This is a genomic window from Bacillus sp. FSL R5-0593 (assembly GCF_038603755.1).
Taxonomy (GTDB): domain Bacteria; phylum Bacillota; class Bacilli; order Bacillales; family Bacillaceae; genus Bacillus; species Bacillus velezensis.
On sequence record NZ_CP152011.1, the window covers coordinates 471,542 to 498,447 of the forward strand.

A 26,906-nucleotide genomic window follows, 5' to 3' on the forward strand; every position below is an offset into this window, starting at 1 on the left:
AAACAAAATAGTTTTACAAGTTATATTTTTTGGTTTAAAATGGGTTGCGTGAGAAAGAAAATCTGACAGAGTTTTTTTGTGATTTATCATTATGGGAGATGAAAATATGGAGACATTACAGCATCTGATTCTGCATGACATTTCAAATAGCGAAGAGATCGAAGCTGTAAAAAGCGGTGCGTATACCCTGACCTACGCGGAATATCGAAAACGAATCAACCAGCTTGCACAAGCGCTTCTTGATAAAGGAATAAAAAAAGGCGACAGAGTGGCGATGCTTTGCAAAAACGGCCACGCGGCATCCATTGTCATGTTTGCGGCACTCGAAATCGGCGCGGTGGTTGTGCCCGTCAGCTGGCAATTAACACCTTACGAAATGAAAGGCATTTTAGCAGCCTGTGAACCGAAAGCTGTTTTTTACGGCACTGAATTTAAAGAGATCATGGAAGAAGTGCTTCCTGCGCTGGTATCTTCTCTTAAACTGAAGGTCGAGACCGGAACAGCTGCGGAGACAACGCCTCAGTTTGACGCTTTATTGACAGGCTCCGGTGATACACCGGATGTCGAAACGGTGTCTGAAAACGATACGGCATTGCTGATGTTTACCTCAGGTACAACCGGCAATCCGAAACGCTGCATGATCACTCACGGCGGTATATACAACTACGTAAACGCGACATTGGCATACACGGGGAGAATGCAGCATGTCCGCTTCTTAGCATGCCATCCGAATTACCATACGAGCGCGATTATCTGCCAGATGGTCGGCACGATGAGCGGAACGACATTCATTATGACAGACAATCAGGACCCTGTGGAAAACCTGAAGCTCATCGAAAAAGAAAAAATTCAAACCATCATGGCGCTGCCAGTCTATTTCACATACCTGCTGAAAGCATGGGAAACGCATCAGACTGACATGTCTTCTATCGTTTATATGATGACGGGAGGCACAAAGGTGCCAAGCAGCCTGATCCAGCAGTATCTCGATATCGGCATTCCGCTCATGCACGGATACGGAAGCACGGAAGCGTGGGGCATCAGCTCTTGGAATCCGCAAATGGGAATGGATAAAGCCGCTTCCGCGGGTAAACCGATGGAAGAAGTGGACGTCCGCGTTGTAGATCCGGAAACAGGTGAATTCCTTCCGCAAGGCTCAATCGGAGAAGTCGTTGTGAAAAGTCCGTTTTTATTCAAAGGCTACGAAGGTAACGAAGAAGCGACACGAAAAGTGCTGAAAGACGGCTGGTTCCATACCGGCGATTCCGGATATGTGGATGAAGACGGATTTATCTTTATCACCGGACGTTACAAAGATGTCATCATCTACGGCGGCGACAATATTTATCCCGACCAGATTGAAGAGGTCATTCAGCAAGTGCCGGGCATTCTCGAAACGGCGGTTGTCGGTATCCCTGATCCGCTCTACGGCGAAAAGCCGAAAGCGTTCATCGTGACAAACGGCAGAGAAGGCCTGACAGAAGAAGAAGTGACCCGATTCCTTCAAGAACGTCTTGCCGCCTTTAAAATTCCGGAAATTGAGTTCGTCAGCGAACTTCCGAAAAACAACCTTGGAAAAGTGAGAAAAGACGTGCTCCGCAAACAAGCGGTCCGTTCATAATTGAAAACAAAAACCCGGCTGCCAGCCGGGTTTTTTTCTTGCGTTCCATGTGAAACATTTTTCTCCGAAAACGTTTTGAACTGTCTCATTCATGTTTATCCAAAAGACAGCCGAGGTAGACAAGAAATATGACATCGAACTAGAAGGAGGAACTTGACATGGAAAACTATCCGAAGGAATTCCCGGCGGAATCACAAAACCGCCAGCCGGGCATTGAAAGCGAAATGAATCCGGCGCCTGTTTATGAATACAAAGAATATAAAGGCGCTGATAAATTAAAAGGGAAAACCGCACTTATCACAGGGGGCGACAGCGGTATCGGACGCGCCGTAGCGGTTGCTTACGCGAAGGAAGGCGCAAATGTCGCGATCGTCTATTTTGATGAACACAGTGATGCGGAAGATACAAAAAAACGAGTGGAAGAAGAAGGCGTAAAATGTCTGTTAATCCCCGGCGATGTCGGTGAGGAAGACTTTTGCAATGAAGCGGTTGAAAAAACGGTTGAAGAATTCGGGCGTCTTGATATTCTCGTGAATAACGCCGCGGAACAGCATCCGAAAGAAAGCATTAAAGACATCACAAGCGAGCAGCTTCACAGAACTTTTAAAACAAACTTTTACTCACAATTTTATTTGACTAAAAAAGCGATTGATTACATGAAGCCGGGCAGCGCGATCATCAATACGACATCCATTAATCCTTACACAGGCAATCCGCAGCTGATTGACTACACGGCTACGAAAGGCGCGATTAACGGTTTTACGAGATCCATGGCGCAAGCGCTCGTCAACGACGGTATCCGTGTCAACGCCGTGGCGCCGGGGCCGATCTGGACACCGCTTATTCCGGCGACATTCTCAGAAGAAACAGTCGCTTCCTTCGGTCAGACTACGCCGATGGGCCGGGCAGGCCAGCCTGTTGAACATGTCGGCTGCTATGTGCTCTTGGCCTCAGATGAATCATCTTATATGACCGGGCAGACGCTGCATGTCAACGGCGGCAAATTTGTAACCACATAAGGGGGCTGAAGCATGACGATATCGAAACATGATGTGAATGCATACTATCAAAAAGCGGGAATCGTTCTGACTGATAATGAAGTCGAAGACATTCAAATCATGGATTACGGCTTAGGCAAGCTTGAGGAAACCGGGCTTCAGCTGTTTATTTACGTGAATACCGACCGCTACTGTTCGAAAGAATTGGTGCTCTTCCCGCGCCAGACGTGTCCGGAACACCGCCATCCGCCGGTCGGCGGCGAGAAGGGAAAACAAGAGACATTCCGCTGCCGCTGGGGGAAGGTGTATCTCTATGTGGAAGGCGAAAAGACAGAGAACCCAAGCGTCCTCCCGCCGGAAGATGACAAGGAATACTACACCGTCTGGCATGAGATTGTGCTTGAGCCGGGCGGACAACACACCATTCCGCCGGATACGAAGCATTGGTTTCAAGCGGGAGAAGAAGGTGCGGTCGTCACGGAAATGTCATCGACAAGCACGGATGATCACGATGTTTTCACCGACCCGCGCATTTAAGGATGAGGCTGCACGCCTCATCTTTTTTTGTATGGAAAAAAATGAATTTACCTGTATAATGGCTAATAAAGGAAAGAAGGTGCGGTCGTGTTTTCCTGTCAAATCCGGGAACATCTGACGATCAGATTGCTTGCCAAAGAAGATACGGACGAATTGTATTCTGTTATGAAGCGAAATCAAAACCATCTCAGCGAATGGCTCAGCTGGGCGGAAGAACTGGCTGATATCGATACGTACCGCGATGTGATCATCCCTGAATGGCGCTATAAATACGCGGAAGAAAATGGGTTTGACGCCGGAATTTTTGTGAAGGGCCGGTTTTGCGGCATGATCAGCATCCATAATGTCGATACAGCCAATCAAAAAGCAGAGATCGGCTACTGGCTGGATCGAGAGCATGAAGGATTCGGCATTATCACCGCAAGCTGCCGGGCGGTCATCACCCATGCATTTCAGGATCTCGGCCTGAACCGCATTATGATCAGCGCGGCTGAAAAAAACATGAAAAGCAGGGCGGTGGCGGAACGGCTCGGATTTCAGAAAGAAGGACTGACGAGAGAAGGCATTTTCGTACAGGGCGCCTATCATGACACGGTGAACTACAGCATGCTGAAGCGGGAATGGAGCGAAGATCGGCAGAATAGCACATTTCTTGGTTTAAATGTCTCCCCAATGTGGAAAAGTAACAGTGGAGACGTTAAAAAGGAGTGATTCTTCATGAATCAAAATGAAATCAAAGAAAAAGTGCTTGAAGTACTGGATCATCATAAAGTCGGTTCGCTTGCGACGGTAGAGCAAGGCAAACCGCATTCACGCTACATGACATTTTTCCATGACGGCTTAACGATTTACACGCCGACGAGCAAAGACACTCATAAAGCGGAAGAAATTGAAAACAATCCGAATGTTCATATTCTGTTAGGGTATGACTGTGAAGGATTCGGTGACGCTTATGTGGAAGTGGCCGGAACCGCCAAACTGAACAACTCAGCCGATTTAAAAGAAAAGCTGTGGGATCCGAAACTGGAACGCTGGTTTGACGGAAAAGACGATCCGAACCTGGTGATTCTTGAAATTGAACCGAAGCAGATCAAGCTCATGAACGCGGGTGAAAAAACGCCGGCCGAGCTGGAACTTTAATAAATCATTTGATTATTCAGGGGCAATCTGGTATACTTAACTGCTAAGTGACAACATGCAAATAAAAAAGAAAGTAAACTTCTTTTTTCTGTTTTGATATAGAAGCTTCAGGCTTCAACGGACAGCTTGAAAAAAAGCTGAGCTTATTCTTTTCCTTCTGACATTCGCCCCTAACGAAGAGATGGAAAAAAGACTTTTTGTTTTACAATTCACACCGGCGCGGCTTCGGAGCCGCAGTGACGATTGAGAGGTAGGGCTTTCGTTGTCTTGTGTTCAAGAACTTCCATGGTGTTTACTTTCGAAGAATGATTCTGTCGGAACTGTTAATACGAATCACCCGCGGGCTAAGGCGGGCAACCATATATTATTTATTTGCGTAAGAAAAGAATAAGACAAAACCGCTCCGGACATCCGGGCGGTTTTTTTATGTAAACGGCCGAAACCTCGCCGCAGTCTGCAGAGTCTAATCAGTAGAAAAGATTTGGAGGAATCATACATTGCACGTTATTACTTCACAAGTACTGTTTATCTTCTGTTTTCTGCTGCTGATACATTCGATTGAAACGCTTGCCTATGCAACACGGCTTTCCGGCGCGAGAGTCGGTTTTATCGCGTCCGCGCTGTCATTATTTAATGTCATGGTCATCGTGTCTCGCATGTCAAACATGGTTCAGCAGCCGTTTACCGGACATCTGATTGATGCCGCCGGATCAAACGCCCTGTCTCTTGTGGGCGCCCAGTTTCGATTTTTAATATTCGGCTCCACGGTCGGAACGATGCTCGGCATCTGTCTTTTGCCGACATTCGTCGCGTTATTCTCCAGGGCGATTATACACTTGGCGGACGGAGGAGGCTCCGTCATGCAGGTATTTAAAAAAGGATTTTCACTGAACGGGCTGAAGCATGCGCGTTCTTATATCAGACTGCCGTCAGTCTCCTATTTAAAAGGGCTTCAATTCCGAATGATTCCGAAACGCTTGTTTGTCATTAATATGGTCATTACGTCTATTTACACGATCGGTGTTCTGTCCGCTCTGTACGCCGGCCTTCTGGCGCCTGAGCACAGCACGACCGCCGTAATGGCATCAGGCTTAATCAACGGAGTTGCGACTATGCTGTTGGCTGTGTTTGTTGACCCGAAAGTATCCGTACTGGCAGACGATGTGGCGAAGGGCAAGCGCAGCTACGTCTCCTTAAAATGGACATCATTGACGATGGTGACATCAAGGGTCGCGGGCACGCTTCTCGCCCAGCTCGTATTCATCCCCGGCGCTTATTATATCGCCTGGGTGACGAAATGGATGTAACGCATGAAAAAAGCTCCTCTGCAGAGGGACTGACCCCCGTTTTTGAGACAGGGATCAAAACACCTTCATACAGCCAATTGCCGATATTGTATCGGCGATTGGCTGTTTAGTTTCGTTTGAATACGAATATTGTTATAATAATGAATGTATTCTATGGCAGTGCGTTCTACGATGGCGGTCGTAGTTCGATCAATGCTGTTAAGATAGAACGTTTCAGACTTTAGTGAGGAATGAAACGATTCGATGGAGGCATTATCAGCGGGCGTCCCTTTGCGGGACATGCTCATGGTAATGCCTTTTGTTTTAACAGCTTTCTGATACTCATAAGATGTATAAACAGAACCTTGGTCACTATGTAACACGCAGTTTTCAGGAAGTGTTGGCAGCTGATCAAGTGTGTCTAAGACAAAGTCTGTGTCCTGCTTATCTCCAATCGTAAAAGCAATCACTTCTCCATTGTATAAATCCAATATACTGGAAAGGTACAATTGTTTCTGTCCATAAGGCAAATATGTGATGTCCGTTACCAGTTTTTCAAGAGGGCGATCAGACTGAAAGTTCCGATCCAATATATTATCGACCACAGAATATGGCTGCCCACTTTTTTTACGCTTTTTCATCTTAACCCGACACTGCCATTGATTTTTCTGCATAATACGTTGAACAGATTTATGATTAATACTTATTCTCTTTTTTAGTATGGCTGTGATTTTTCGATATCCATATCGATACTTGTGTTCTCGGCACAACGTGCCGATTTGTTTCTCCAGTCGCATCTTAGGATTACTCTTAGTCAGATTCTTTCTCCATCTATAATATGAAGTGCGTGAAATATCTAAATGGACACAGATGTCCTGTACCGTCATCGTCTTGCGCAATTCTTCTACCAGTTTGATTGTCGTTTCCCTATCAGCTTCCTTTCCAATTCGTTGTACTTTTTTAACACTTCATTCTGTTGTCTCAGATAACGATTCTCTGCCTGGAGTTTCTCTAATTCAGAAGAATACTCCGGACCCTTTCCATAAGTATATTGCTTTCCAACAGGCTGTTCGAATCGGTGGGTATCCCCAGCCTTATGCCATCTAACCCATGTCTGAACCTGAGTCTTATTTTTGATATTCAATTCCTGCATGATCTCTTTCATAGGCACGCCCGCCAATCTCATTCCTACAGCCTTCTGTTTGACTTCAACCGGATAACTCACTCTTGTCCCCATAGAAAAACACCTCCAAGTTTTATTTCGGATAACAACGGTCCGTTTTCAAACTTGAAGGTGTTTTTTGTTTGTCTCATATTATGGGGTCAGTTCCGCAGAAGAGGAGCTTTTTTATTGATAATTTCTCAGGCCGCGATCATAAATAAAATTACCGAACGGAATAAAGGCCGCGATAAAACCGGCGGCTGACCATTTCACATGCCATTTGACAGTAAACGCCGCATACGCCAGCACCGCCAGATAAATGATAAACAAACCGCCGTGAATGGAACCGGCAATGGTGACGGCGAGCGGATGATGAGCCCAATACTTCAGCGGCATCGCGATAAACAGCAGCACCAAAAGCGACATTCCTTCAATAAACCCCATCGTGCGAAGTCTGCCGATAGGCGTGTGTAACATACAGCTCCCTCCTGTCGGACATCTTTTTTCCTCTATACTATAAGCAAAGGGCAGTCCTAATATGACCATTTCGCGTCTGTTCCTGAAAAAACCTTCATGATTTCAGCCTGTTGTTCTTGTCATTTTTCGGATTTCTCTTGATAATATAGCCAAAAGGGTAAGGAAGGACTACAGTCATGAAACTAGATAATGTGGATCTGAGCATCATCAAAGAGCTCCAAAGGGACAGCCGCCTGTCCATGCGGGAACTGGGCAGAAAAATCAAATTGTCAGCTCCGTCCGTCACAGAGCGTGTCAGACAGCTTGAATCCTTCGGCGTCATTAAGCGCTATACATTGGACATTGATCAAAAAAAGATCGGGCTTCCTGTTTCCTGCATTGTCGAAGCGACAGTGAAAAACGGAAAATACGATCAATTTAAAACCTACATTCAATCCATTCCCAACATTGAATTTTGTTTTCGGGTCGCCGGGGCGGCGTGTTATATGCTGAAGATGAACGCGGACAGTCTGGAAACGATCGAACACTTCATCAACCGCACCTCTCCGTATGCCCAAACCGTGACCCACGTCATTTTCTCAGAAATTGACACAAAAAACGTCCTCAATTAGAGAGAGCGTGAGGAAGTCTGTTATAATAACAGGATGAGTGTGAAAGAAAGAGAAGTGAAAAGCATGTCAAAAACAGTTGTATTAGCTGAAAAACCTTCAGTCGGCCGGGACTTGGCCCGCGTTCTGAAGTGTCATAAAAAAGGAAACGGATATCTTGAAGGCGACCGCTACATCGTCACATGGGCGCTCGGGCATCTGGTAACGCTCGCTGACCCTGAAGGATACGGCAAAGAATTTCAATCATGGCGGCTTGAGGATCTGCCGATTATTCCGGAGCCTTTAAAGCTCGTCGTCATTAAAAAAACAGGAAAACAGTTCAATGCGGTCAAAGCTCAGCTTGTCCGGAAAGACGTCACCCAGATCGTAATCGCTACAGACGCAGGACGGGAAGGGGAGCTTGTGGCCCGCTGGATTATCGAAAAGGCAAACGTCCGCAAACCGATTAAGCGGCTGTGGATTTCCTCTGTGACGGATAAGGCGATTAAAGAAGGATTTCAAAAGCTCCGCAGCGGCAAAGAGTACGAAAACCTGTATCATTCCGCCGTTGCCAGAGCGGAAGCGGATTGGATCGTCGGCATCAACGCGACCCGCGCCCTGACGACGAAATTTAACGCACAGCTGTCATGCGGACGCGTCCAGACTCCGACACTGGCGATGATCGCCAAGCGTGAAGCGGACATTCAGGCGTTCAAACCCGTTCCTTATTACGGTCTCCGTGCGGCGGCTGATCAGATGACGCTGACATGGCAGGATAAAAAAACAAAGCAGACAAGAACATTCGATCAGACGGTGACCGGCCGTTTGGCAAAAGATTTCCAAGGAAAGCCGGCGGTCATTTCAGAATTGAAAAAAACGGCGAAGAAAAGCTTCGCTCCCGGTCTTTACGACTTGACGGAATTGCAGCGGGACGCTCATAAGCGCTTCGGTTTTTCCGCAAAAGAGACGCTGTCCGTGCTTCAAAAGCTGTATGAACAGCATAAGCTTGTCACTTACCCGCGGACGGATTCCAGATTCCTTTCCGCAGACATCGTGCCGACTTTAAAAGACCGTTTAAACGGCATGGAAGTTAAGCCGTACGCACAGTACGTCAATCAAATACTGAAGCGGGGCGTCAAAGCGCATAAAGGATTCGTCAATGATGCGAAAGTATCGGATCACCATGCCATCATTCCGACAGAGGAGCCGCTGATCCTTTCAAGCCTCAGCGACAAAGAACGAAAGCTTTACGACCTGATTGCCAAACGTTTTCTCGCCGTGTTAATGCCGGCGTTCGAATACGAAGAAACAAAGGTCACAGCCGATATCGGCGGCGAAACATTTACCGCAAAAGGGAAAACGGTTCAATCGCCTGGCTGGAAAGCCGTGTATGATATGTACGAGGATGACGACGATCATGAGGAAGACAAAGACCAGACCCTCCCGGATCTTCAGCAGGGTCAGCGCCTCACTGTCTCATCACTGAAAGAAACGAGCGGACAGACGAAACCGCCGGCGCGCTTTAATGAAGGCACGCTGTTATCCGCGATGGAGAACCCAAGCGCCTTTATGCAGGGAGAAGAGAAGAACCTTGTGAAAACATTGGGTGAAACCGGCGGACTCGGAACAGTCGCCACCCGCGCTGATATTATTGAAAAACTGTTCAACAGTTTCTTAATCGAGAAAAAAGAAAAAGATATTTTCATTACGTCAAAAGGGAAGCAGCTCTTACAGCTCGTCCCGGAAGATTTAAAATCACCGGCCTTAACCGCTGAGTGGGAGCAAAAGCTCTCCGCCATCGCAGCGGGCAAACTGAAATCCGCCGTCTTCATTAAAGACATGAAAACATATGCGGGCAAAACGGTGAAGGAAATCAAAAACAGCAGCCAGACTTTCAGACATGACAACATTTCAGGCACCGCCTGCCCTGATTGCGGCAAAATGATGCTTAAAGTCAACGGCAAACGCGGCACGATGCTCGTATGTCAGGATCGTGAGTGCGGCAGCCGGAAAACGCTGGCAAGAAAAACAAACGCCCGCTGTCCGAACTGTCATAAGAAAATGGAGCTTCGCGGCCAGGGCGAAGGCCAAACCTTCGCATGTGTATGCGGCCACCGGGAGAAACTGTCCGTCTTTGAAAAGCGAAAGGCGAAAGATAAATCCGGACGCGCATCCAAGCGGGACATCAACTCTTATATGAAAAGCCAAAACAAAGAGGAGCCGATGAACAACGCGCTGGCAGAACAGCTGAAAAAACTCGGCCTGGATAAATAGATCAGAGAAAGGCAGCATTTGTAAAGAAATGCTGCCTTTTGTTGTGTTTTTAACTGTAATGGGAATACGATCCAGACGAAGAGGGAAAAGGTGAGCAGACGGCGCTCCCATTTAAAATTTCCCAATGTGAAAAAATGCTAGTATTCTTTTATCGTTTCCTATATAGTAAAAATACTTTGTGAAAAAATAAGATATGGGTCTAAAAAAGGATTTATAAAATAGGAGGATGGACTGTGAAGCAATTCGTTTTTCGTCTGATGATCCTTTTGATTTCGATCGTTCTGACGGCGGGGTGCGCGGAGGCCGGCACTGAAAAACAGGCGGCAGCCGTACCGTCCGGACCGCTTCAGCCCGCAGAGCATTTTATTTATCATAATTTGATGAACGGGCGGGGGATGATCCGGACGAACATAACCGGTGAGCCGGAATATTTATCAGAGTCTCTCGGACTATGGATGGCATTTTTGCTGAACAGGAAAGATGAACGGCAGTTTCAAGCGCAATATCAGCTTCTCACCGATTCGTTTCTGACGAAAAACGAGCTCGTGTCGTGGAAGATTGACGGGAATAAAGCGAGCGGCACCAATGCCTTAATTGACGATTTCAGAATCATGAACTGTCTGAATGAGGCCGGAACCCTATGGGGAAACAGTGAATACGGGAAAACAGCGGTGCAGATCGGGAAGGCGCTGGAAAAATACAATACGAATGACGGGTATTTTACGGATTATTATGATGCCGCTTCAAATGCCGCGTCAAAGACCGTGACGTTGTCCTATGTCGACCCCGGCGCCTTACAGATGCTCAGAGAAAAGGGGATTATCGATGAGAAAACGGAAAACCGGAACCTCGATGTTCTCAATCTTGCGCCCCTGAAAAATGGTTTTCTGCCGAAATCGTTCAATACCGAAACTAAGGAATACAAATATGACAGCGAAGTCAATGTCATCGACCAGCTGTATGCCGCCGTGAATCTGAAGCGGGGCGATGGCAAAGCCGCTGTGCTGTCGAAATGGATGATAAAGGAATTTAAGTCGCGCGGACAGCTGTACGGACGATACAGCGCAGACACGAAGGAGCCGGCGGTTCAATACGAATCACCGTCCGTTTACGCCCTGGCCGTTCTTTTTTTAGCAGAACAAAAAGCTGATCCGGCTGTCATCAAGCCGCTTTATGAAAGAATGACTTCATTTGAAACACTGGACACGCTGAAACCTGATTACGGCGGCTATATGAGCGGGGGCGATACACATTCTTTCGATAATCTGCTGCCGCTTCTGGCTGAAAGGAAATTGTTTAATGAAAATATCATTCAATGAATCACAAAAACTGTGCAGCTACACAGCAGTTATGCTGGTGCTGCTGTCTTTTTTTATTTACTATGCGTCTCAGCAATCCGCAGGGCTTCTGATAACCTGCATCACATTGCTTGTCACGGGAGCCGGCATATGGTTCGGGGCAATCTATGCGCTCGTCATCACCTTACTCGTCTTATTTGTTCTCGGCAGCCTGCTCCTGTGGTTTCAGACCGGGAGCTTTATGGCGTCTGCCGGTGCCGAAAGTCTGCAGGTGCTGGTCATTTGGGGGATTGCGCTGCTCGTCTTTTCTTACATAGCGGGAAGGATTCACGAGTTGGCGAAGGGGCTTGAGCGCTCAGTGAAACAGCTGCGTGAAGAGATTACGAGCTTTGTCGCCGTCGACAGGGTGACCGGCTTTGACAACCATCTGCGGATGAAGCTGGAGCTTTCCGAGGAGATCAAGCGGGCGGAACGCTACGGCAATTCCTTCGTCTTTTTGCTGCTGCACATGCATTATTTCAAGGAATTCAAATCCCTCTACGGAGAAAAAGAGACCGACCGCCTGCTGGCATTTATCAGCCGCCAAATCCGGTCAAGCGTTCGGGAAACAGACAAAAAATTCAGGCCGTCCGCCGAACGGTTCGGCATCGTGCTGACCCATACGCCTGAAGAAAACATGCCGGCCGTTCTGGCGAAGCTGAAAAAGGAATTGGATACGTACCGGCTGCAAAACGGTAAATACGTCTCCATCACCTTCCGTGTATGTTACTTGGCGTACCGAAAGGATTTACAAACGGCCGAGCAATTTTTAAATGAACTGGAAAACGAGATGATGATGAATGAACTCTAAATGGATACGTCTCTTACTCTCGGCGCTCTTCATGATTTCGGCGGTTTATGTTCCCCTTACGGCGGAAGCAAAAGACAAAAAGGACGGCATTCTCATTATTTATACAAGCACGGACGGCAAAGAAACCGCTGAGGTCAAAATGCTTGATCTGACCGCGGGCCATTTCTCATCCGCCGTCACCGTGAAAAGCGACGGAGACATCACAGCCGCGGACCTCAAAAAGAATCGGCGGGTCATCTATTACGGCGTCACGAAAAAAAAGCTCAGCACATCATTTGTGTCTCTGATCAGCAGTATGCCGCAGCAGCTTATCAGCATCGGCTATAACGCCGGACAGTTCCGCCAATTTGCGGGTTTGTCCCTGACAGAGAAAGAAACGGTATACCGCATTTACGGCAAAGAAGAAAAAACAGACATGCCGCTTGAAAAAGGGATGTCCGTGCTCGGCGTATCGGGAGTAAAAGGAAAGTCCCTTTATACATACCGGTCCGGTGACGGCAGCACCCGCCCTTTTATGTGGAAAACGGCGCGCTCTGACTATTATTTCGGTGTGACGAGCCTGTTAAATGATTCGTTTCTGACGGCGAAAGCGCTGCGCAACGCATTCGGAGAATCAGCGGGCGGCACCCTCCTTTATTTACGGCTTGAAGACATCAGTCCGATGTCAGATGAAACATTGCTTTACGAAGCGGGCGCTTACCTGCATAAAAGACACATTCCGTTTATTCTGGCGGTCATTCCGGTCTATCTCAATCCGGAAAACGGAGAAAAAGTATACCTGGCGGACAAGCCGAAAATGGTCAGCGTCCTGAAAAAACTTCAGCAAATGGGCGGCAGCATCATTATTCACGGCTACACGCACGCATACCGATACAGCGAAACGGGAGAAGGCTTTGAATTTTGGGATGCCAAAGCGGATCAGCCGATTACGTCAGAAAATGCGGATGATACTCCGGTCAAGCTTGAAAAGGAACAGGATTTTCCGAATGAAAAAGCGTACCGGGCGTATGTGAAGCCTTTCCGTGAAAAAGAAAACATCTACACGAGAACGAAGCTGGAGCAGGCGATTGACGATCTGACAGAGCTCGGCCTTTACCCGCTGTCATTCGAAGCGCCGCACTATACGATGTCTGAAGAAGGCTACAAAATCGCATCTTCTTATTTCTCCAGCATTTTCGGACAAGTGCAGCTCAGCGGCACGACGTGGAAAACCTCGGGCGCCCCTCCGTTCGTCTCAAAGCCGGCTATGCTGGACGGGATGACGCTGTACCCTGAAACAATCGGTTATGCCGATAACTCAAAGGAAAATCCGCTCGGAGATATGGAGAATCATATTTCGCAGATGATTGATTTCGGCGGCGGAACGGCGGGCGGTTTCTACCATCCGTATCTCGGCATGAAATACCTCCCCGAGCTCGTCAATCAGATGGAGCGGATTCCCGGCGGCGAGTGGCTCGATCTGAAGAAAACGAAGCAAACGGTAACGTCGGACAGCGTCAGAATCAAAACGGACGGAGACGGAACCATTCATGTGGAAAACAAGATTCATCCGATAACGGCCTTTTTCAATCACCATCAGCAGACGCCTCTGGAAAAAGCGCTTTGGATTCTCTCCGGCGTGGTGTTATTGTTTATCATCATGTTCGCCTGCTACGTTCTTTATTTGCGCGCCACATTAAAAAAACGAATCTTTAAGGAGAGAAGAAGCCTTGAGTAACATTCTGTTTTTTATCTCATTAAGTTTAATATGGGTGATGCTTCTCTATCACATGTTTCTGATGCAGGGCGGATTCAGGCATTATATAACCTTCGAACGGAACATTCCGAAATGGCGCGCAAAGATGGGGGAGCTCCCGAAGGTCAGCGTGCTCATTCCCGCGCATAACGAAGAGGTCGTCATCAGGCAGACGCTGAAGGCGATGGTGAATCTGTATTATCCGAAAGACAGGCTTGAGATCATCGTCGTTAATGATAATTCCTCCGACCGGACGGGAGACATCGTCAATGAATTTTCCCGTCAGTATGACTTCATTAAAATGGTCATTACAAAGCCCCCGAACGCCGGAAAAGGAAAATCTTCGGCGCTGAACTCAGGGTTCGCGGAATCGAACGGAGACGTGATCTGCGTGTATGATGCGGACAACACGCCGGAAAAAATGGCGGTGTACTACCTGGTTCTCGGTCTGATGAATGATGAGAAAGCGGGAGCGGTTGTCGGGAAATTCCGTGTCATCAACGCGGCCAAAACGATCCTGACGAAGTTTATCAATATTGAAACCATCTGCTTTCAGTGGATGGCGCAGGGCGGCAGATGGAAATGGTTCAAAATCGCCACCATCCCGGGAACGAACTTCGCGATCAGGCGGAGCATTATCGAACGGCTCGGCGGCTGGGATGATAAGGCGCTGGCGGAGGATACCGAGCTGACCATCCGCGTGTATAATCTCGGCTATCATATCCGCTTTTTCCCGGCGGCTGTGACATGGGAGCAGGAGCCTGAGACATGGAAGGTGTGGTGGCGTCAGCGGACAAGATGGGCGCGCGGCAACCAATACGTTGTTCTCAAGTTTTTATCCCAATTTTTTAAGCTGAAACGCAAGCGGATCATCTTCGATCTGTTTTATTTCTTTTTTACGTATTTTTTGTTTTTCTTCGGTGTGATCATGTCAAACACGATTTTTATCATCAATCTTTTTTACGACCTGCATCTGGCAGTCGGGTTTTTGGCGATGATTTTGTGGATACTGGCCTTTTTCCTGTTTATGACTGAGGTCATGATTACTTTAAGCATTGAAAAAACAGAAATGAACAAACAAAACTTCTTTATCGTATTTCTGATGTACTTTACATACTCCCAGGCTTGGATCGTGCTCGTCATCTGGTCATTATTCACAGAGATCAAGCACCGCTTGTTCAAGCAGGAAGTCAAGTGGTACAAAACGGAGCGATACAATCAAAATAAAAGCGGGTGACCTTTTTGAAAAAAGCGATCATATTGATAACTGGCCTTTTGCTATTGATGTCTAACGGGCAGGCGGCCGCGGCCCGGGAACTGAAAACGGACGGTTCCGCCCTCGGAACAAGCGCCGGCGCAAAAGAGCAGCAGGCGCTGACTGGCGATCTGATGACACTGTACGGGGCGAAAGACAGCGCAGAGCTGACCTATCAGATTCCTGCGGGAGCTTCGAATGCCGATCAGTCGCTTCTGATTGATTACGAGGCGTCAAACTTATTAATTGCCCCGTCTTCTTTAACCATCGCCATTGATGATGAACCCGTCAAATCCATTAAGCTTGACGGCAGTTCCAAGCGGAAAACGGTGAAGCTCAATCTCAGCAAAAGCCAATCCGCCCAAGGCTTTCACAATGTATCATTACGATTTTACGGCGTATTAAAAGAGGGCGTCTGCGTCAGGCAGGATACGTCAGGCAACTGGATAAAAATTTATCCGGACAGCCGCCTTGTGCTTTCAGAAGCAAGCAAGTCAAAGGGAGCGGATCTCGGCCATTTCCCGTATCCGTTTGCCCAATCAGGCAATACGGGTGAAGAAACCGATATTATCCTTCCTGACAAACCGACCTCGGCGGAAGCTGAAGCCGCAGTCAAAACAGAAGCATTTCTGAAAACGGCAGACAGCAGGCTGAAGGTATCCTATGTAAAAGAATCCGACGCCGGCAAAATCAGCAATCCGTCAATTGTCATCGGCGCTGATCAGCATTGGAACGGGAAAATAAAAGAACTTTTCGAACACGGGAACATCAAAGCGGAAGACAACAAACTTCTTCTCGCTGAACGGGTTCTGACATCAGGGGACAAACGGCAGCCCGTCCTGTTTGTCACGGCGCAATCAGACAAAACGCTGGCGGATAAAATCCGCGTCATCACAGACAGCGCTTATTCAAGCCAGCTGGGCGGAGATACTTTGACAATCGGCCGCCTTCAGCCCGCTGCGGAAAAGACAGGCAATAAACTGACACTAGAGGACTTCGGCGCGGGAAATGTAACGGTCGGATCAAACAAAACGGCGTCAGAGCACTTCTTTTACCCTGCGGCGGCCGCTGTTGATAAAGACGGTAAGGTCAAGCTTTCACTTACATTAAAGACGTCGGAATTGATCCGGACGAAGGCGGATTCAGCAAATGACGCCGAGAGAGCGGAGCTGAACGTCACGGTCAACGGACAGCCGAATGCGGTGCGTCTTGATGATCTCGGCAATAAAGATAAAGACGGCTTTTACCACGTCTCCATCCCGATTGATCCGAAGCTTTTGCGAAGCAGCAGGTACATTGATCTGCAATTTGTCACATCAGGTTTGAAACATAACAATCCGTGTATCGACCGTGACGAAAACAAATGGGTCTATATTGATAAAAGCAGCACGCTGACGTATCCGGTAAGCGATGCGGCGCAGAAAGCTGATTTCGGGCAATGGCCGCTCCCGTTTGCGGGCGGCGGGAAAGAGAAAACAGTGATCGTCATCCCGGATGACGTAAACATGCAGACACTGAAAGAGCTTTCTCTGGTGGCGGATTCATTCGGAAACGGCTTTACCGTAAAGACGGCATCAGACATGAAGGAAGCGGATGCCAAAGGCCGGAATGTTGTGTTTATCGGAGGCCTGCCGCAAATCCCGCTTTTAAAGTCAAACGCCTCTAAGCTTCTCGTGCCGTCAGACCGCAGCGGCGCGTACGATGTTTCTTCGTTTCAGATGCTGAATGAGACGACGAAACAAGTCGCGTTTACCCAGGAATCACCTTGGGACTCCGGCCGGAGCATCGCTGTTTTTGCTCCGTTATCAGGAAGCGGCGCGTCTGTCACAAAAGAGCTGATCAGCTTTTTAGACAGCACAAGCGATGCCGCAACCGTCATTAACGAAACAGCCGGCCGGCAGCTGTTTTCGAATCATCAGCAAATCAAGTCCGATGACAGCAGTCCGGCGGCTGATACGAAGAGCCGGTCCGCAGCACTGAACGTTACGTATATTGCTGTTTTCGCGGCGCTTATGATCATTGCGGCCGGTCTGATCTGGCTGACGGCAAGAAGGAAAAAAAGAAAAGCGGATCATGAAAAAAGCGAAGAGTAATGAAGGAAAAAGAGGCCGTTCACAGGCCTCTTTTTTTGTATTTTTATTTCCATTTTTGGCGGTGATTTTTTTATTTTTGAAACAGCATAAAAGCCCCTTTACAACTGAACGGGACGGGAGTATGATCTCTTTTATAATCTATATCGCTTAATCTGTAATCAGAGCGGGGGAACCAATTTGCGGCGCGTGATGCCGCTTGGGGTGAATCCTTTTTCAGGTAGGGCCAACTCTCATCAGCCCGAATCCGACAGCTAACCTCGTAAGCGTTCATGAGAGGAGATGAATGAAACCTGTGCACGATTATGGCGCAGGGGCATCCGTTTGCCTCTGTGTCTTTTTGCTGTGCTGAAATATGGCATGCAATCAGCATTCGGAGACATCATAGCAGTAAGGGTTTGTAAATCAAACGGAAAATGAAAAAAAGGGGAAGACAACAAATGTACCATTCAATCAAAAGATTTTTGATTGGGAAACCGCTGAAATCACAGGCTGCCGGAGAGCAGAAACTCACGAAACTCAAGGCGCTCGCCATGCTTTCTTCAGACGCGCTGTCATCAGTTGCTTACGGAACGGAACAGATTCTGATCATTTTGGCTGCGGTAAGCGCGGCCGCGTTTTGGTATTCCATTCCGATCGCAGCGGGTGTTCTCATTTTGCTGCTTGCTTTGATTCTGTCCTACAGACAGATTATTTACGCTTATCCGCAAGGCGGAGGCGCTTATATGGTTTCTAAAGAGAATCTTGGTGAGAAGCCGGGCCTGATTGCGGGCGGCTCATTGCTTGTTGATTATATTCTGACGGTGGCGGTAAGCATTTCTGCCGGAACTGACGCCATTACATCGGCATTTCCGGCTTTGCACCCGCATCATTTGCTCATTGCTGTTTTGCTTGTAATTCTGATTATGATTTTAAATTTGAGAGGGCTGTCAGAATCGGCGTCCATTTTGGCGTATCCCGTCTATCTGTTTGTGGCGGCGCTTGTCCTTTTGATCGTCGTCGGGCTGTTTAAGCTCATGACGGGCCAGGTTCATCCGGCCGAGCATACACCAATCGGCACGCCCGTGGCGGGCATCACGCTGTTTTTGCTGCTGAAGGCCTTTTCATCCGGCTGTTCGGCACTGACCGGTGTTGAAGCCATTTCAAACGCGATCCCGGCCTTTAAAAATCCTCCGGCAAAAAACGCGGCCCGCACTTTGGCCATGATGGGGATTCTGCTGGCGATCTTATTTACGGGGATTACGGTGCTGGCGTACGGCTACGGCACGGGTCCGAAGCCTAACGAGACCGTTATTTCACAAATCGCCGCGGAAACCTTCGGCCGCCATACGGTGTATTATTTCATTCAAGGCGTTACATCATTGATTCTCGTGCTTGCGGCGAATACGGGCTTTTCCGCATTTCCGCAGCTGGCGTTTAATTTAGCGCGCGATCAGTATATGCCGAGAATGTTTACGGTACGAGGCGACCGGTTAGGCTTTTCAAACGGCATCATCTTCCTCGGTATCGCGTCCATCCTGCTCATTCTTTTATTCGGCGGCCGCACGGAACATTTAATTCCGCTTTATGCCGTCGGCGTGTTCATTCCGTTTACGCTGTCGCAGACGGGAATGTGCATCAAGTGGATCAGGCAGAAGCCGAAGGGCTGGGCGGTAAAAATGCTGATTAACTCATGCGGCGCCGCCATTTCATTTATGGTGCTGTGTATTTTATTCGCAACGAAGTTCAATCTTGTCTGGCCGGTGCTGTTATTCATGCCTGCTGTCGTCATGCTGTTTTTCGTCATTAAAAATCACTACACCGCGGTCAGCGAACAGCTGCGGGTCGTTGATCAGCAGCCTGAGGAAATCAGGGGAACCGTCGTCATCGTGCCTGTCGCCGGTGTCACCACCGTCGTCCAAAAATCGATTCAGTATGCGAAATCATTATCAGATCAGGTCATTGCGGTTCATGTTTCCTTTGACAGAGAAAACGAAAAAAAGGTGGAAAAACGCTGGGAAGAACTTCATAACGGCGTCCGCCTCGTCACCCTGCATTCCTCATACCGCAGTCTGGTTCATCCGTTTGATAAGTTTTTAGAAACGGTCGAACAGAAAGCGAAAAAAGAACAGTTCTCCGTGATGGTGCTGTTTCCGCAATTTATTACGAAAAAACGCTGGCAGACCATCCTTCACAACCAATCAGCCTTCTTGCTCCGCGTCCGGCTGTTTTGGAAGAAGGACATCATCGTCGCCACCCTGCCGTATCATTTTAAAAAGTAACGGCAAAGACCGCAGGCTAAAATGCCGCGGTCTTTTTTGTAAAGGAGGACGACATGGCACAAGGCGCTTTTGTCATCATACAAAATGACGGGCGGGACATATTGCTCGTAAAACGAAAAGACGTTCCACTATGGGATTTGCCCGGGGGCGGGATTGAAGAAGGTGAAACACCTGAAGCCGCAGCCGTCAGAGAGGCCTTCGAAGAAACCGGGTATAACGTGACCATCCTGCAAAAATCCGGTGAGTATGAAAGGCCGGCATTTGAAGATACACAGCACGTTTTCATTGGAACCATTACCGGAGGAACATCGCTGATGAACGGGCCGGAAACCGCCGCATTACGCTGGTTTTGTCCTAATCGGCTGCCGCTGTTCATGGTGCCGAACAGAAAACGGCAAATAAAAGACGGACTCAATGGGGCGGCAAATCCGTAAGGCAGTCCTTAAAGACCGAAATCTGTTATCCATCCTTGATCTGCTAAGAAAAAAGCTGAGAGTATAGCCCGTGTTTCAACCCGTATGAAAAAGGGGATGAATACAGGTAAAAGGAGGATGCAGTATGCCAAGTAAAACAGCAGGACACGTAATGACGGAGCTGCTTGAACAATGGGGAGTCGGTCATATATACGGCATTCCCGGAGACAGCATTAATGAATTTATCGAAGAATTGAGACAAGAACGAAATAACCTGACATTCATCCAAACCCGGCATGAGGAAGTCGCAGCCCTGGCTGCCGCGGCTGAGGCAAAACTGACCGGGCAGATCGGTGTCTGCCTTTCAATCGCAGGACCGGGGGCCGTTCATCTGCTGAACGGTTTATACGACGCCAAAGCGGACGGCGTTCCGGTGCTGGCGATTGCGGGACAGGTGGCTTCCGATGAAATCGGCCGTGACAGCTTTCAGGAAATCAAATTAGAGCAAATGTTTGAGGACGTGGCGGTATTCAACCAGCAAGTACATACGGCAGAAGCGCTGCCCGATCTTCTGAATCAGGCGATCCGCACGGCTTACAGCAAAAAAGGCGTTGCCGTTTTAACCGTTTCTGATGATTTATTCGCGCAAAAAATCAAACGGGAGCCGGTTTACACATCGCCGATATACCTCAAAGCTGATATAGAGCCGAAAAAAGAACATCTCGTGACATGCGCGCAATATATTAACAACGCAAAAAAACCGGTCATTCTCGCCGGCCAAGGGTTAAAATCAGCAAAAGAGGAGCTGCTCGCATTCGCCGATAAAGCGGCCGCTCCGATTGTGATCACCCTTCCGGCAAAAGGCGTCGTGCCTGACAGCCATCCCCACTTTCTCGGGAATCTCGGGCAAATCGGCACAAAGCCCGCCTACGAAGCAATGGAGGAATGCGATCTGCTGATCATGCTCGGCACATCGTTCCCATACAGAGATTATCTCCCGGATGATACGCCCGCCATTCAGCTTGATTCAGATCCGGCGAAAATCGGCAAGCGCTATCCCGTCAATGCGGGAATCGTCAGTGATGCGGCTCTGGGGCTGAAAGAGCTGACGGAATACATTGAATATAAAGAAGACAGAAGATTTTTGGACGCCTGCACCGAGCACATGAAGCATTGGTGGAAGGAAATCGAAAAGGATGAAACCGAAGCGACTCATCCGCTCAAGCCGCAGCAGGTCATTGCCCGGCTTCAGGATGCGGCCGCAGAGGACGCCGTCCTGTCAGTGGATGTCGGAACGGTTACGGTGTGGATGGCCCGCCATTTTAAAATGAAGAAGCAGGACTTTATCGTCTCAAGCTGGCTCGCCACGATGGGATGCGGGCTTCCGGGAGCGATTGCCGCAAGCCTTGCCGAACCTGAGCGGCAGTCCATCGCTATTTGCGGAGACGGCGGATTTTCAATGGTGATGCAGGATCTGCCGACGGCTGTTAAATATAAACTGCCGATTACGGTTGTCATATTAAACAACGAAAATTTAGGCATGATTGAATATGAACAGCGGGTCAAAGGCAACATTGACTACGTCACCCAGCTGCAAAATATGGATTACGCCGCCTTTGCAGAAAGCTGTGGAGCAAAAGGCATCAAAGTGACGAAACACGAGGAATTGGCTCCTGCTTTTCATGAAGCGCTTAACTCAAATGAGCCGGTCGTCATCGACGCCGTCATCGGCGACGAGCCGCCGCTTCCGGGAAAAATCACTTACGGCCAAGCGAAGGGCTTCAGCAAATACATGCTGAAAAACTTCTTTGAAAACCAAAAAATCGAAATGCCGTCACTCAAGAAAAGCTTAAAACGGCTGTTTTAAGAAGGCGGCGCTTTTAAAAAATAAACAGGCAGCATGCCTGTTTATTTTTTTGTTGGGCGGCTTGCTTGCATATAGCCGTCCTAAACGAAAACGGAGATTGTGAAAAGCCACAGCTGGCGAGCGATGGCTGATCAAAAAACTTATGAAGGACCAGGACAGTTCATAACAAACGTGGTTCGCACATCAGCATCGCCCAGCCCTTATCAGCAAAAACAGAAACCAAGACAGGCGGGGCGACGTACACCGTCAAGAAAGGCGATGCTCTTTCTGTCATTGCACAGGAAACTGGCGTGAGCATGGCGACCCTGCAAAGGTTGAACAGTATCAAGGACCCGAATTTTATCAAAGTCGGCCAAGTATTAAAGCAGACGGACTCGGCCAGCTCTCCAACAAAAGGCAAAAAATCATCTTACACGCTGCCATCAGGCGTTTTTAAAGTGACAAGCCCCTTAACTAAGGGAACGGCCGTGAAACAGATCCAGACAGCTTTGGCGGCTCTTTATTACTATCCGGACAAAGGAGCAAAGAACAACGGAATAGATGGCTATTACGGTCCGAAAACAGCAAACGCAGTCAAACGATTCCAATCTATGTACGGGTTAACTGCTGATGGAATTTACGGACCGAAAACGAAAGCAAAAATGTTGTCTCTTCTGAAATAAATGAAACAGCCCTTTAATAGGGCTGTACCACAATTCTATATATTTCATAAAAATAAAGAAGTATATAGAATTGTGGTTCGCATCAATGGTAGAATGTGTTTGTTGGAAGGCATTTCAAATACTTGTAAATTTGTATAAAATTTGAAGGGTAACCTTACGAAGAAATAGTGAAACAACACATTGCCTGATAAACATCGTGCAAAACCCAAATCCTATAGTTCAGTTGGCACTGCATATCCCGATTTTGTGTCATTATGCACTAGATAGAAATGATTAAAATATCCTAAATAATTAAAAAAAGGTGTTTACAACCTTATTTATATCCTATATCTTAGAAAAGAAGGAAAAATATTCAATAGGGGGATACTGACGTGAAAAAGAGTAAATTTTTACTTACCACCATGTTCTCTACAACTATGTTGATTTCCGGTTTAGGCTTGGGATTTGGGAAAAGTGCACATGCTGAAGGATTTCCGCAACTTACTAATGAAAAAGTCCAAACGGAAATACAGGAAATGAAAGATGCCGGCATGACAAGTGAGGAAGTACAGAAATTCTATGAAATGAGTAAAGAAGAGTATGCGTATGTACAAGAACATGCAGAAGACTTGTATAAGGGTTCCCAAAAAGAAATCAAAGAATTGAAAGCCTCTGGTCAAATTGATGAAGTTCTTCCTAAATACAAGGAGCCTGAATATCAGCCCAAGAACCAAATTGCAGCAAAAGCGTTAGGTACAAAAGGTGATGTTCTTACAAGCTATGAAATTAATTCTGGAAGTTGGTCTATTGGTGTAGGACATGCTGCGGTTGTTTCAACTAACAAATCAAAAACAGTTGAAGCATGGGCGAAAAGCTGGAGCCCTATAAACCAAGATGGAGTTCGCAGATATAATAATAACTGGGGAAGTAAAAAGAAAGTTTATGGTCTATGGGTTAAAGGATCGAATAACAATAAGTATATAAACGCTGCAAAATATGCGGAAAAGCAAGCAGATAATAAAAAGAAATATAATTTCAACTTTTTAAATAAAAAGACAACTGCTAAATTTTATTGTTCTCAATTAGCTTGGCGTTCTTGGAAAAACCAAGGTATTGATATTGACAATGTCAAATGGGACAGCGTTGTAACACCAATGGAGCTTGTAAAATCCAATAACACAACAATCTTTTATCACAAGGGTTAAACAAATTGACAAAAACAATCGGTGCTGCACCGGTTGTTTTGTCATTTCAAAGGGAGGAAAATATGAATAGACTTAAGACCCTGTTTATTTTCATTTGCATACTGATAGTCACAACCTCTTGCGGTCTCATCCAAACTGGGAATGAAAAAGAGGAAAGAAGCAGCAATAAAAAGACTGTATTAAAGGATATTGACAATGCAAAATTTATTGTTGGTTTTTCTAACACTTTAGATAGGGGAAGTGAGATTGGGGTTTACGGTGAAGATGGTGCTAAAATGGATAGCTTGGAATTGAAAGATGGTATAAATTTCACGATGTCTTCATATAACAAAAACGATACGTTCTTCTCATCAAATAGAAGCAATAATCACTTGATGATAGACAATAAAACCGGAAAAATAAACAAAATAAATGAAAAGAGTTTGTCAAAAACAACTGAGGATGAAGGTGCTTTCTTTATAAATAGTTCTGACGGTTATATCATCCATGACATTAACGTTGGATATACAGACAAAGGGCTGGAAAGTGAACTGGTATATTGGAAGGGAAACAGCCGAAAAAACAAGAAACAAATAAAGCTTGACGGAGAACTTGGATCAGCAATCGTCGCTAAAAATAAAATTTATGTCATTTCAAGTGATGAAGAAAGTATGTCCATCCTTTCAATTAACCCAGAGACAAATAAGCAAGAGAACAAGGCATCCATACCGAATAAAGGGATATACTTCATGGATGAAAAGGATGCATTCCAAGCTCTAGATGAAAATACATTTGTACTGGCAGTTAATGATAACGTGAATGAGAAAGAGAATTCTAAGCTCATATTAATAGACAGAGAGACTCTTAAGGTAAAAAAAGAAGTCGAGATGGAGAAAGGGTTTCATCCTGCAAAATTGAAAATATTAAAAGATAGCATCTTAGCTGTTTCTTTTGAGGGGAAGCTGCAGGTGTTTGATAAAAAAATGGTTAAGAAAAAATCTTTTGATTTTTATGCTGGGGATGATAACAAATTAATGAATGATGTTCAATTCAATGACAGAGAGATGTATGTTTTACTCAAAAACTTTGATATCCAGCGTGATAACAAGCTTGGAGATATCACGTCTTATGATTTGAAATCAGGCAAAAAGGTAAAAACAATCCCGCTAAAAGCAAAAAAAGAGTGGGAAATTGCCCGGTTCGAAATTTTAAAATAAGTAGGAGGTGTTTATATTAGCCCGTTTTTGAGCCCTGCATATATCATACTCATTATTCTTCCGGCAGCTTCTTTTATGCTGGGGATAATAGGGTATTTCATCTTTAAAAAAGTATGGACTATGGTTGTCGTCGTATTGATCCTGTCATTGATATTTATGTTTGTTGTGATAGGGGCAGAGCCAACATTTTTAATTTGGGTGTTTATCATGACGGGAGCCTGCCTTATCTCCGGTTCAATCACTAAGACTATAATGAATTTTACAAAGCGAAAATATTAAATGGAATAATCAAGAGTGTACATCAAAACCATAATCCCAAAAATCCCGCGACGAAAATTGCGGGATTTTTTCGTTTGTGTTTATTGTAGGAAAAGTTATAATATTACAAAAATAGTGATTAGAGGGAGGGATAAGTGTGGACCAAGTTTTACCGTCGTCCCAAGTTGGTGTCAAGATCAATGAATGGTACAAAATGATTCGCCAGTTCAGTGTGCCTGATGCTGAGATTTTAAAGGCTGAAGTAGAACAGGAAATAGAGGAGATGGAAGAGGATCAGGATTTGCTTGTCTTTTATTCATTGATGTGCTTTCGTCACCAATTGATGTTAGATTCCTTGGAGCCGGAAGACAGATATAGAGATCGCCCTACAGTCGACGAACTGCTTGAAAAAATAGAAAAACCACAAAAAAGACTTACAGGCCTCTTGAAATATTACTCATTGTTTTTTCGTGGAATGTATGAATTTGATCATAAAGAGTATGTTGAAGCGATAAGCTATTATCGCAAAGCAGAGAGAGAGTTGAATGCTGTATCAGATGAAATGGAGCAAGCTGAATTTCATTACAAAATAGCTGATGCCTATTATCAAATTGATCAGCACTTTGTTTCCCTCAATCATTTAAAAAAAGCCAAGCAATTGTTTGAAAAAAGTCAACTATACAAAGTGAAAGTGATTGGCTGTAATATGATGGTCGGTGCTAACATGTACGATATGTACAGGCTGACGGAGGCAGAATCATATTATCGGGAAGCATTAAGTATCGCCCGTGGCTTGGATGAGGAAAAAGTGAAAAGAATTATCGGAGTGATCTTTCATAACTTAGGCTTAGTTTATTTAAGAGGGAAAAATTTGATTGCTGCTGAAGAGAATTTCAAAAAGGCAATAGACGTGAAAGAACATATTGATACAGTGTATGGAGTGAGATCATTATATATGATGGCGAATGTCCTGTACCAATGTGATAAAGCCAAGGAAGCACGTTTCTTTTATGAAACGGCTCTAAATCGTGCTCGGACTTCTAATGAAGAAGAATATTTGGCTAAATTAAAAATCATTAATTCATTATACGAAGAATATAATGAAACAGAAGTGAAACAAAGCTTAGGTTACTTGGAAAAGAAACGCCTTTGGTCTGATTTCGCAGAGCTAACCGAAAAATTAGGTGACTTTCATTTTGAGAAGAGAAACTATGTAGAGGGAAGAAACTTTTTAAAGAAAACCATACATGCCCAAACACAAATACTTAAGGTTACGGAGGCTATATAATGAAGAAACTTATAATCAGCTCCGCTTTAATCGGTATTCTTTTTACTGGATTATTAAGTGTGACAAATGTTTATACTGCTGAAATGAGTGACTCTGGAACTTTTTATATCGCTGAAAAAGCTATAAATATTTAAGTGTTCTCCAATTTTTGACCTCCACCTTTTAAGACTGGGGGATTTCTTTTTCTTATCCAGTAATCAACATACGCTGCCTCATAAGGTTCTTAACCGTTACTTGTATTGCGTTCACCTTTCCGTTTTGCTGTGAAGTGTTTTCTTGAACGATGCATGCATGAGAAAGACGCCGTCCATTTTTAAGCCTATCTTCAATCATTCAAGGACAAACAAAAGAGCTATCGAGAAGATCTCGACAGCTCCTTTGTTTGTTGAGCGGCTTGCTTGCATATAGCCGTCCTAAACGAAAACGATGATTGTGAAAATCGGCAGCTGGCGAGCGATGGCTGATCA

General features: G+C 46.2%; 22 protein-coding genes, 2 pseudogenes and 1 riboswitch. Of the genes and pseudogenes, 22 read left to right on the top strand and 2 right to left on the bottom strand.

Going from position 1 to position 26,906, the window contains the following annotated elements; translation table 11 throughout:
• Positions 1-106 precede the first annotated feature (106 nt).
• The 6 genes from NYE36_RS02225 to NYE36_RS02250 all read left to right on the top strand — a co-directional run bounded on the left by NYE36_RS02225 (position 107) and on the right by NYE36_RS02250 (position 5,603).
• Positions 107-1,621, top strand: a complete 1,515-nt coding sequence (locus tag NYE36_RS02225) for a class I adenylate-forming enzyme family protein (RefSeq protein WP_015416838.1) — start codon at positions 107-109, stop codon at positions 1,619-1,621.
• Between the two features lie 158 nt (positions 1,622-1,779).
• The gene (locus tag NYE36_RS02230) at positions 1,780-2,640 is read left to right on the top strand and encodes an SDR family oxidoreductase (RefSeq protein WP_265451324.1); all 861 of its coding nucleotides are present in this window, start codon (positions 1,780-1,782) and stop codon (positions 2,638-2,640) included.
• A 12-nt stretch (positions 2,641-2,652) separates the two neighbouring features.
• Positions 2,653-3,156, top strand: coding sequence for a D-lyxose/D-mannose family sugar isomerase (locus NYE36_RS02235; protein ID WP_265451325.1), 504 nt, complete (start codon positions 2,653-2,655; stop codon positions 3,154-3,156).
• An 87-nt stretch (positions 3,157-3,243) separates the two neighbouring features.
• A complete protein-coding gene (locus tag NYE36_RS02240) occupies positions 3,244-3,867 on the top strand; it encodes a GNAT family protein (protein ID WP_160242550.1) in 624 nt (207 codons plus the stop codon).
• Positions 3,868-3,873: 6 nt separating this feature from the next.
• Positions 3,874-4,296 (top strand): pyridoxamine 5'-phosphate oxidase family protein, encoded by a 423-nt coding sequence (locus tag NYE36_RS02245; RefSeq protein ID WP_003156270.1) that lies wholly within the window; start codon positions 3,874-3,876, stop codon positions 4,294-4,296.
• A 497-nt stretch (positions 4,297-4,793) separates the two neighbouring features.
• Positions 4,794-5,603 carry a lipid II flippase Amj family protein gene (locus NYE36_RS02250; RefSeq protein ID WP_012116831.1) on the top strand — a complete coding sequence of 270 codons (810 nt, stop codon included), beginning with the start codon at positions 4,794-4,796 and terminating at the stop codon, positions 5,601-5,603.
• Between the two features lie 65 nt (positions 5,604-5,668).
• On the opposite strand, the gene NYE36_RS02255 is transcribed toward NYE36_RS02250, so the two are convergent.
• Positions 5,669-6,819 (bottom strand): IS3 family transposase gene (locus NYE36_RS02255; protein ID WP_241457897.1). Its coding sequence is split into 2 segments (ribosomal slippage): positions 5,669-6,546 and positions 6,546-6,819, totalling 1,152 coding nucleotides; the frame shifts between segments, so codons are not numbered across the junction.
• Between the two features lie 111 nt (positions 6,820-6,930).
• The gene (locus tag NYE36_RS02260; protein ID WP_003156265.1) at positions 6,931-7,221 is read right to left on the bottom strand and encodes a DUF3817 domain-containing protein; all 291 of its coding nucleotides are present in this window, start codon (positions 7,219-7,221) and stop codon (positions 6,931-6,933) included.
• A 176-nt stretch (positions 7,222-7,397) separates the two neighbouring features.
• On the opposite strand from NYE36_RS02260, the gene NYE36_RS02265 reads away from it, so the two are divergent.
• The 16 genes and pseudogenes from NYE36_RS02265 to NYE36_RS02340 all read left to right on the top strand — a co-directional run bounded on the left by NYE36_RS02265 (position 7,398) and on the right by NYE36_RS02340 (position 26,573).
• Complete coding sequence (locus NYE36_RS02265; protein ID WP_094032328.1) at positions 7,398-7,832, top strand: Lrp/AsnC family transcriptional regulator; 435 nt, start codon at positions 7,398-7,400, stop codon at positions 7,830-7,832.
• 63 nt (positions 7,833-7,895) lie between these two features.
• On the top strand, positions 7,896-10,082 hold the full coding sequence (locus NYE36_RS02270) for a DNA topoisomerase III (RefSeq protein ID WP_047936382.1): 2,187 nt from the start codon (positions 7,896-7,898) through the stop codon (positions 10,080-10,082).
• 233 nt (positions 10,083-10,315) lie between these two features.
• On the top strand, positions 10,316-11,401 hold the full coding sequence (locus NYE36_RS02275; protein ID WP_047935242.1) for a hypothetical protein: 1,086 nt from the start codon (positions 10,316-10,318) through the stop codon (positions 11,399-11,401).
• Positions 11,382-12,230: a diguanylate cyclase gene (locus NYE36_RS02280; RefSeq protein WP_007410183.1), complete on the top strand. Its 849-nt coding sequence runs from the start codon at positions 11,382-11,384 to the stop codon at positions 12,228-12,230. The genes NYE36_RS02275 and NYE36_RS02280 overlap by 20 nt, the downstream gene beginning before the upstream one ends.
• Positions 12,220-13,947, top strand: a complete 1,728-nt coding sequence (locus tag NYE36_RS02285) for a DUF2334 domain-containing protein (RefSeq protein ID WP_032870307.1) — start codon at positions 12,220-12,222, stop codon at positions 13,945-13,947. Before NYE36_RS02280 ends, NYE36_RS02285 begins: the two co-directional genes overlap by 11 nt.
• A complete protein-coding gene (locus NYE36_RS02290; protein WP_047935244.1) occupies positions 13,940-15,202 on the top strand; it encodes a glycosyltransferase in 1,263 nt (420 codons plus the stop codon). The genes NYE36_RS02285 and NYE36_RS02290 overlap by 8 nt, the downstream gene beginning before the upstream one ends.
• A gap of 5 nt (positions 15,203-15,207) precedes the next feature.
• Positions 15,208-17,313, top strand: a complete 2,106-nt coding sequence (locus tag NYE36_RS02295; RefSeq protein WP_047935246.1) for a cellulose biosynthesis cyclic di-GMP-binding regulatory protein BcsB — start codon at positions 15,208-15,210, stop codon at positions 17,311-17,313.
• Positions 17,314-17,447: 134 nt separating this feature from the next.
• Positions 17,448-17,594, top strand: a riboswitch (cyclic di-AMP (ydaO/yuaA leader).
• A 156-nt stretch (positions 17,595-17,750) separates the two neighbouring features.
• Positions 17,751-19,571 carry an APC family permease gene (locus NYE36_RS02300; RefSeq protein ID WP_072588804.1) on the top strand — a complete coding sequence of 607 codons (1,821 nt, stop codon included), beginning with the start codon at positions 17,751-17,753 and terminating at the stop codon, positions 19,569-19,571.
• A 53-nt stretch (positions 19,572-19,624) separates the two neighbouring features.
• Positions 19,625-20,072, top strand: a pseudogene (locus NYE36_RS02305) (NUDIX hydrolase).
• Between the two features lie 57 nt (positions 20,073-20,129).
• Positions 20,130-21,851 carry a pyruvate oxidase gene (locus NYE36_RS02310; protein WP_094032334.1) on the top strand — a complete coding sequence of 574 codons (1,722 nt, stop codon included), beginning with the start codon at positions 20,130-20,132 and terminating at the stop codon, positions 21,849-21,851.
• Between the two features lie 209 nt (positions 21,852-22,060).
• Positions 22,061-22,513: pseudogene (locus NYE36_RS02315) on the top strand (peptidoglycan-binding protein); the annotation flags it as partial.
• A 416-nt stretch (positions 22,514-22,929) separates the two neighbouring features.
• Positions 22,930-23,697, top strand: coding sequence for a septation ring formation regulator EzrA (locus tag NYE36_RS02320; protein ID WP_094032336.1), 768 nt, complete (start codon positions 22,930-22,932; stop codon positions 23,695-23,697).
• A gap of 62 nt (positions 23,698-23,759) precedes the next feature.
• A complete protein-coding gene (locus NYE36_RS02325; RefSeq protein WP_108725158.1) occupies positions 23,760-24,893 on the top strand; it encodes a hypothetical protein in 1,134 nt (377 codons plus the stop codon).
• A 75-nt stretch (positions 24,894-24,968) separates the two neighbouring features.
• A complete protein-coding gene (locus tag NYE36_RS02330) occupies positions 24,969-25,172 on the top strand; it encodes a DUF2651 family protein (RefSeq protein WP_228767510.1) in 204 nt (67 codons plus the stop codon).
• A gap of 136 nt (positions 25,173-25,308) precedes the next feature.
• Entirely contained in the window at positions 25,309-26,439 is a 1,131-nt protein-coding gene (locus NYE36_RS02335; protein ID WP_039062639.1) for a Rap family tetratricopeptide repeat protein, read from the top strand.
• Complete coding sequence (locus tag NYE36_RS02340) at positions 26,439-26,573, top strand: hypothetical protein (RefSeq protein ID WP_254922222.1); 135 nt, start codon at positions 26,439-26,441, stop codon at positions 26,571-26,573. Before NYE36_RS02335 ends, NYE36_RS02340 begins: the two co-directional genes overlap by 1 nt.
• Positions 26,574-26,906: the final 333 nt, after the last annotated feature.

What these genes read in the sequence shown, in the direction of transcription:
- NYE36_RS02300 (WP_072588804.1), top strand. Translation starts at nt 17,751, where the DNA reads ATGTACCATTCAATCAAAAGATTTTTGATTGGGAAACCGCTGAAATCA.
- NYE36_RS02330 (WP_228767510.1), top strand. Translation starts at nt 24,969, where the DNA reads ATGCTGGGGATAATAGGGTATTTCATCTTTAAAAAAGTATGGACTATG.
- NYE36_RS02280 (WP_007410183.1), top strand. Translation starts at nt 11,382, where the DNA reads ATGAAAATATCATTCAATGAATCACAAAAACTGTGCAGCTACACAGCA.
- NYE36_RS02265 (WP_094032328.1), top strand. Translation starts at nt 7,398, where the DNA reads ATGAAACTAGATAATGTGGATCTGAGCATCATCAAAGAGCTCCAAAGG.
- NYE36_RS02230 (WP_265451324.1), top strand. Translation starts at nt 1,780, where the DNA reads ATGGAAAACTATCCGAAGGAATTCCCGGCGGAATCACAAAACCGCCAG.
- NYE36_RS02340 (WP_254922222.1), top strand. Translation starts at nt 26,439, where the DNA reads ATGAAGAAACTTATAATCAGCTCCGCTTTAATCGGTATTCTTTTTACT.
- NYE36_RS02310 (WP_094032334.1), top strand. Translation starts at nt 20,130, where the DNA reads ATGCCAAGTAAAACAGCAGGACACGTAATGACGGAGCTGCTTGAACAA.
- NYE36_RS02245 (WP_003156270.1), top strand. Translation starts at nt 3,874, where the DNA reads ATGAATCAAAATGAAATCAAAGAAAAAGTGCTTGAAGTACTGGATCAT.
- NYE36_RS02260 (WP_003156265.1), bottom strand. Translation starts at nt 7,221, where the DNA reads ATGTTACACACGCCTATCGGCAGACTTCGCACGATGGGGTTTATTGAA.
- NYE36_RS02285 (WP_032870307.1), top strand. Translation starts at nt 12,220, where the DNA reads ATGAACTCTAAATGGATACGTCTCTTACTCTCGGCGCTCTTCATGATT.
- NYE36_RS02325 (WP_108725158.1), top strand. Translation starts at nt 23,760, where the DNA reads ATGAATAGACTTAAGACCCTGTTTATTTTCATTTGCATACTGATAGTC.
- NYE36_RS02235 (WP_265451325.1), top strand. Translation starts at nt 2,653, where the DNA reads ATGACGATATCGAAACATGATGTGAATGCATACTATCAAAAAGCGGGA.
- NYE36_RS02225 (WP_015416838.1), top strand. Translation starts at nt 107, where the DNA reads ATGGAGACATTACAGCATCTGATTCTGCATGACATTTCAAATAGCGAA.
- NYE36_RS02320 (WP_094032336.1), top strand. Translation starts at nt 22,930, where the DNA reads ATGTTGATTTCCGGTTTAGGCTTGGGATTTGGGAAAAGTGCACATGCT.
- NYE36_RS02270 (WP_047936382.1), top strand. Translation starts at nt 7,896, where the DNA reads ATGTCAAAAACAGTTGTATTAGCTGAAAAACCTTCAGTCGGCCGGGAC.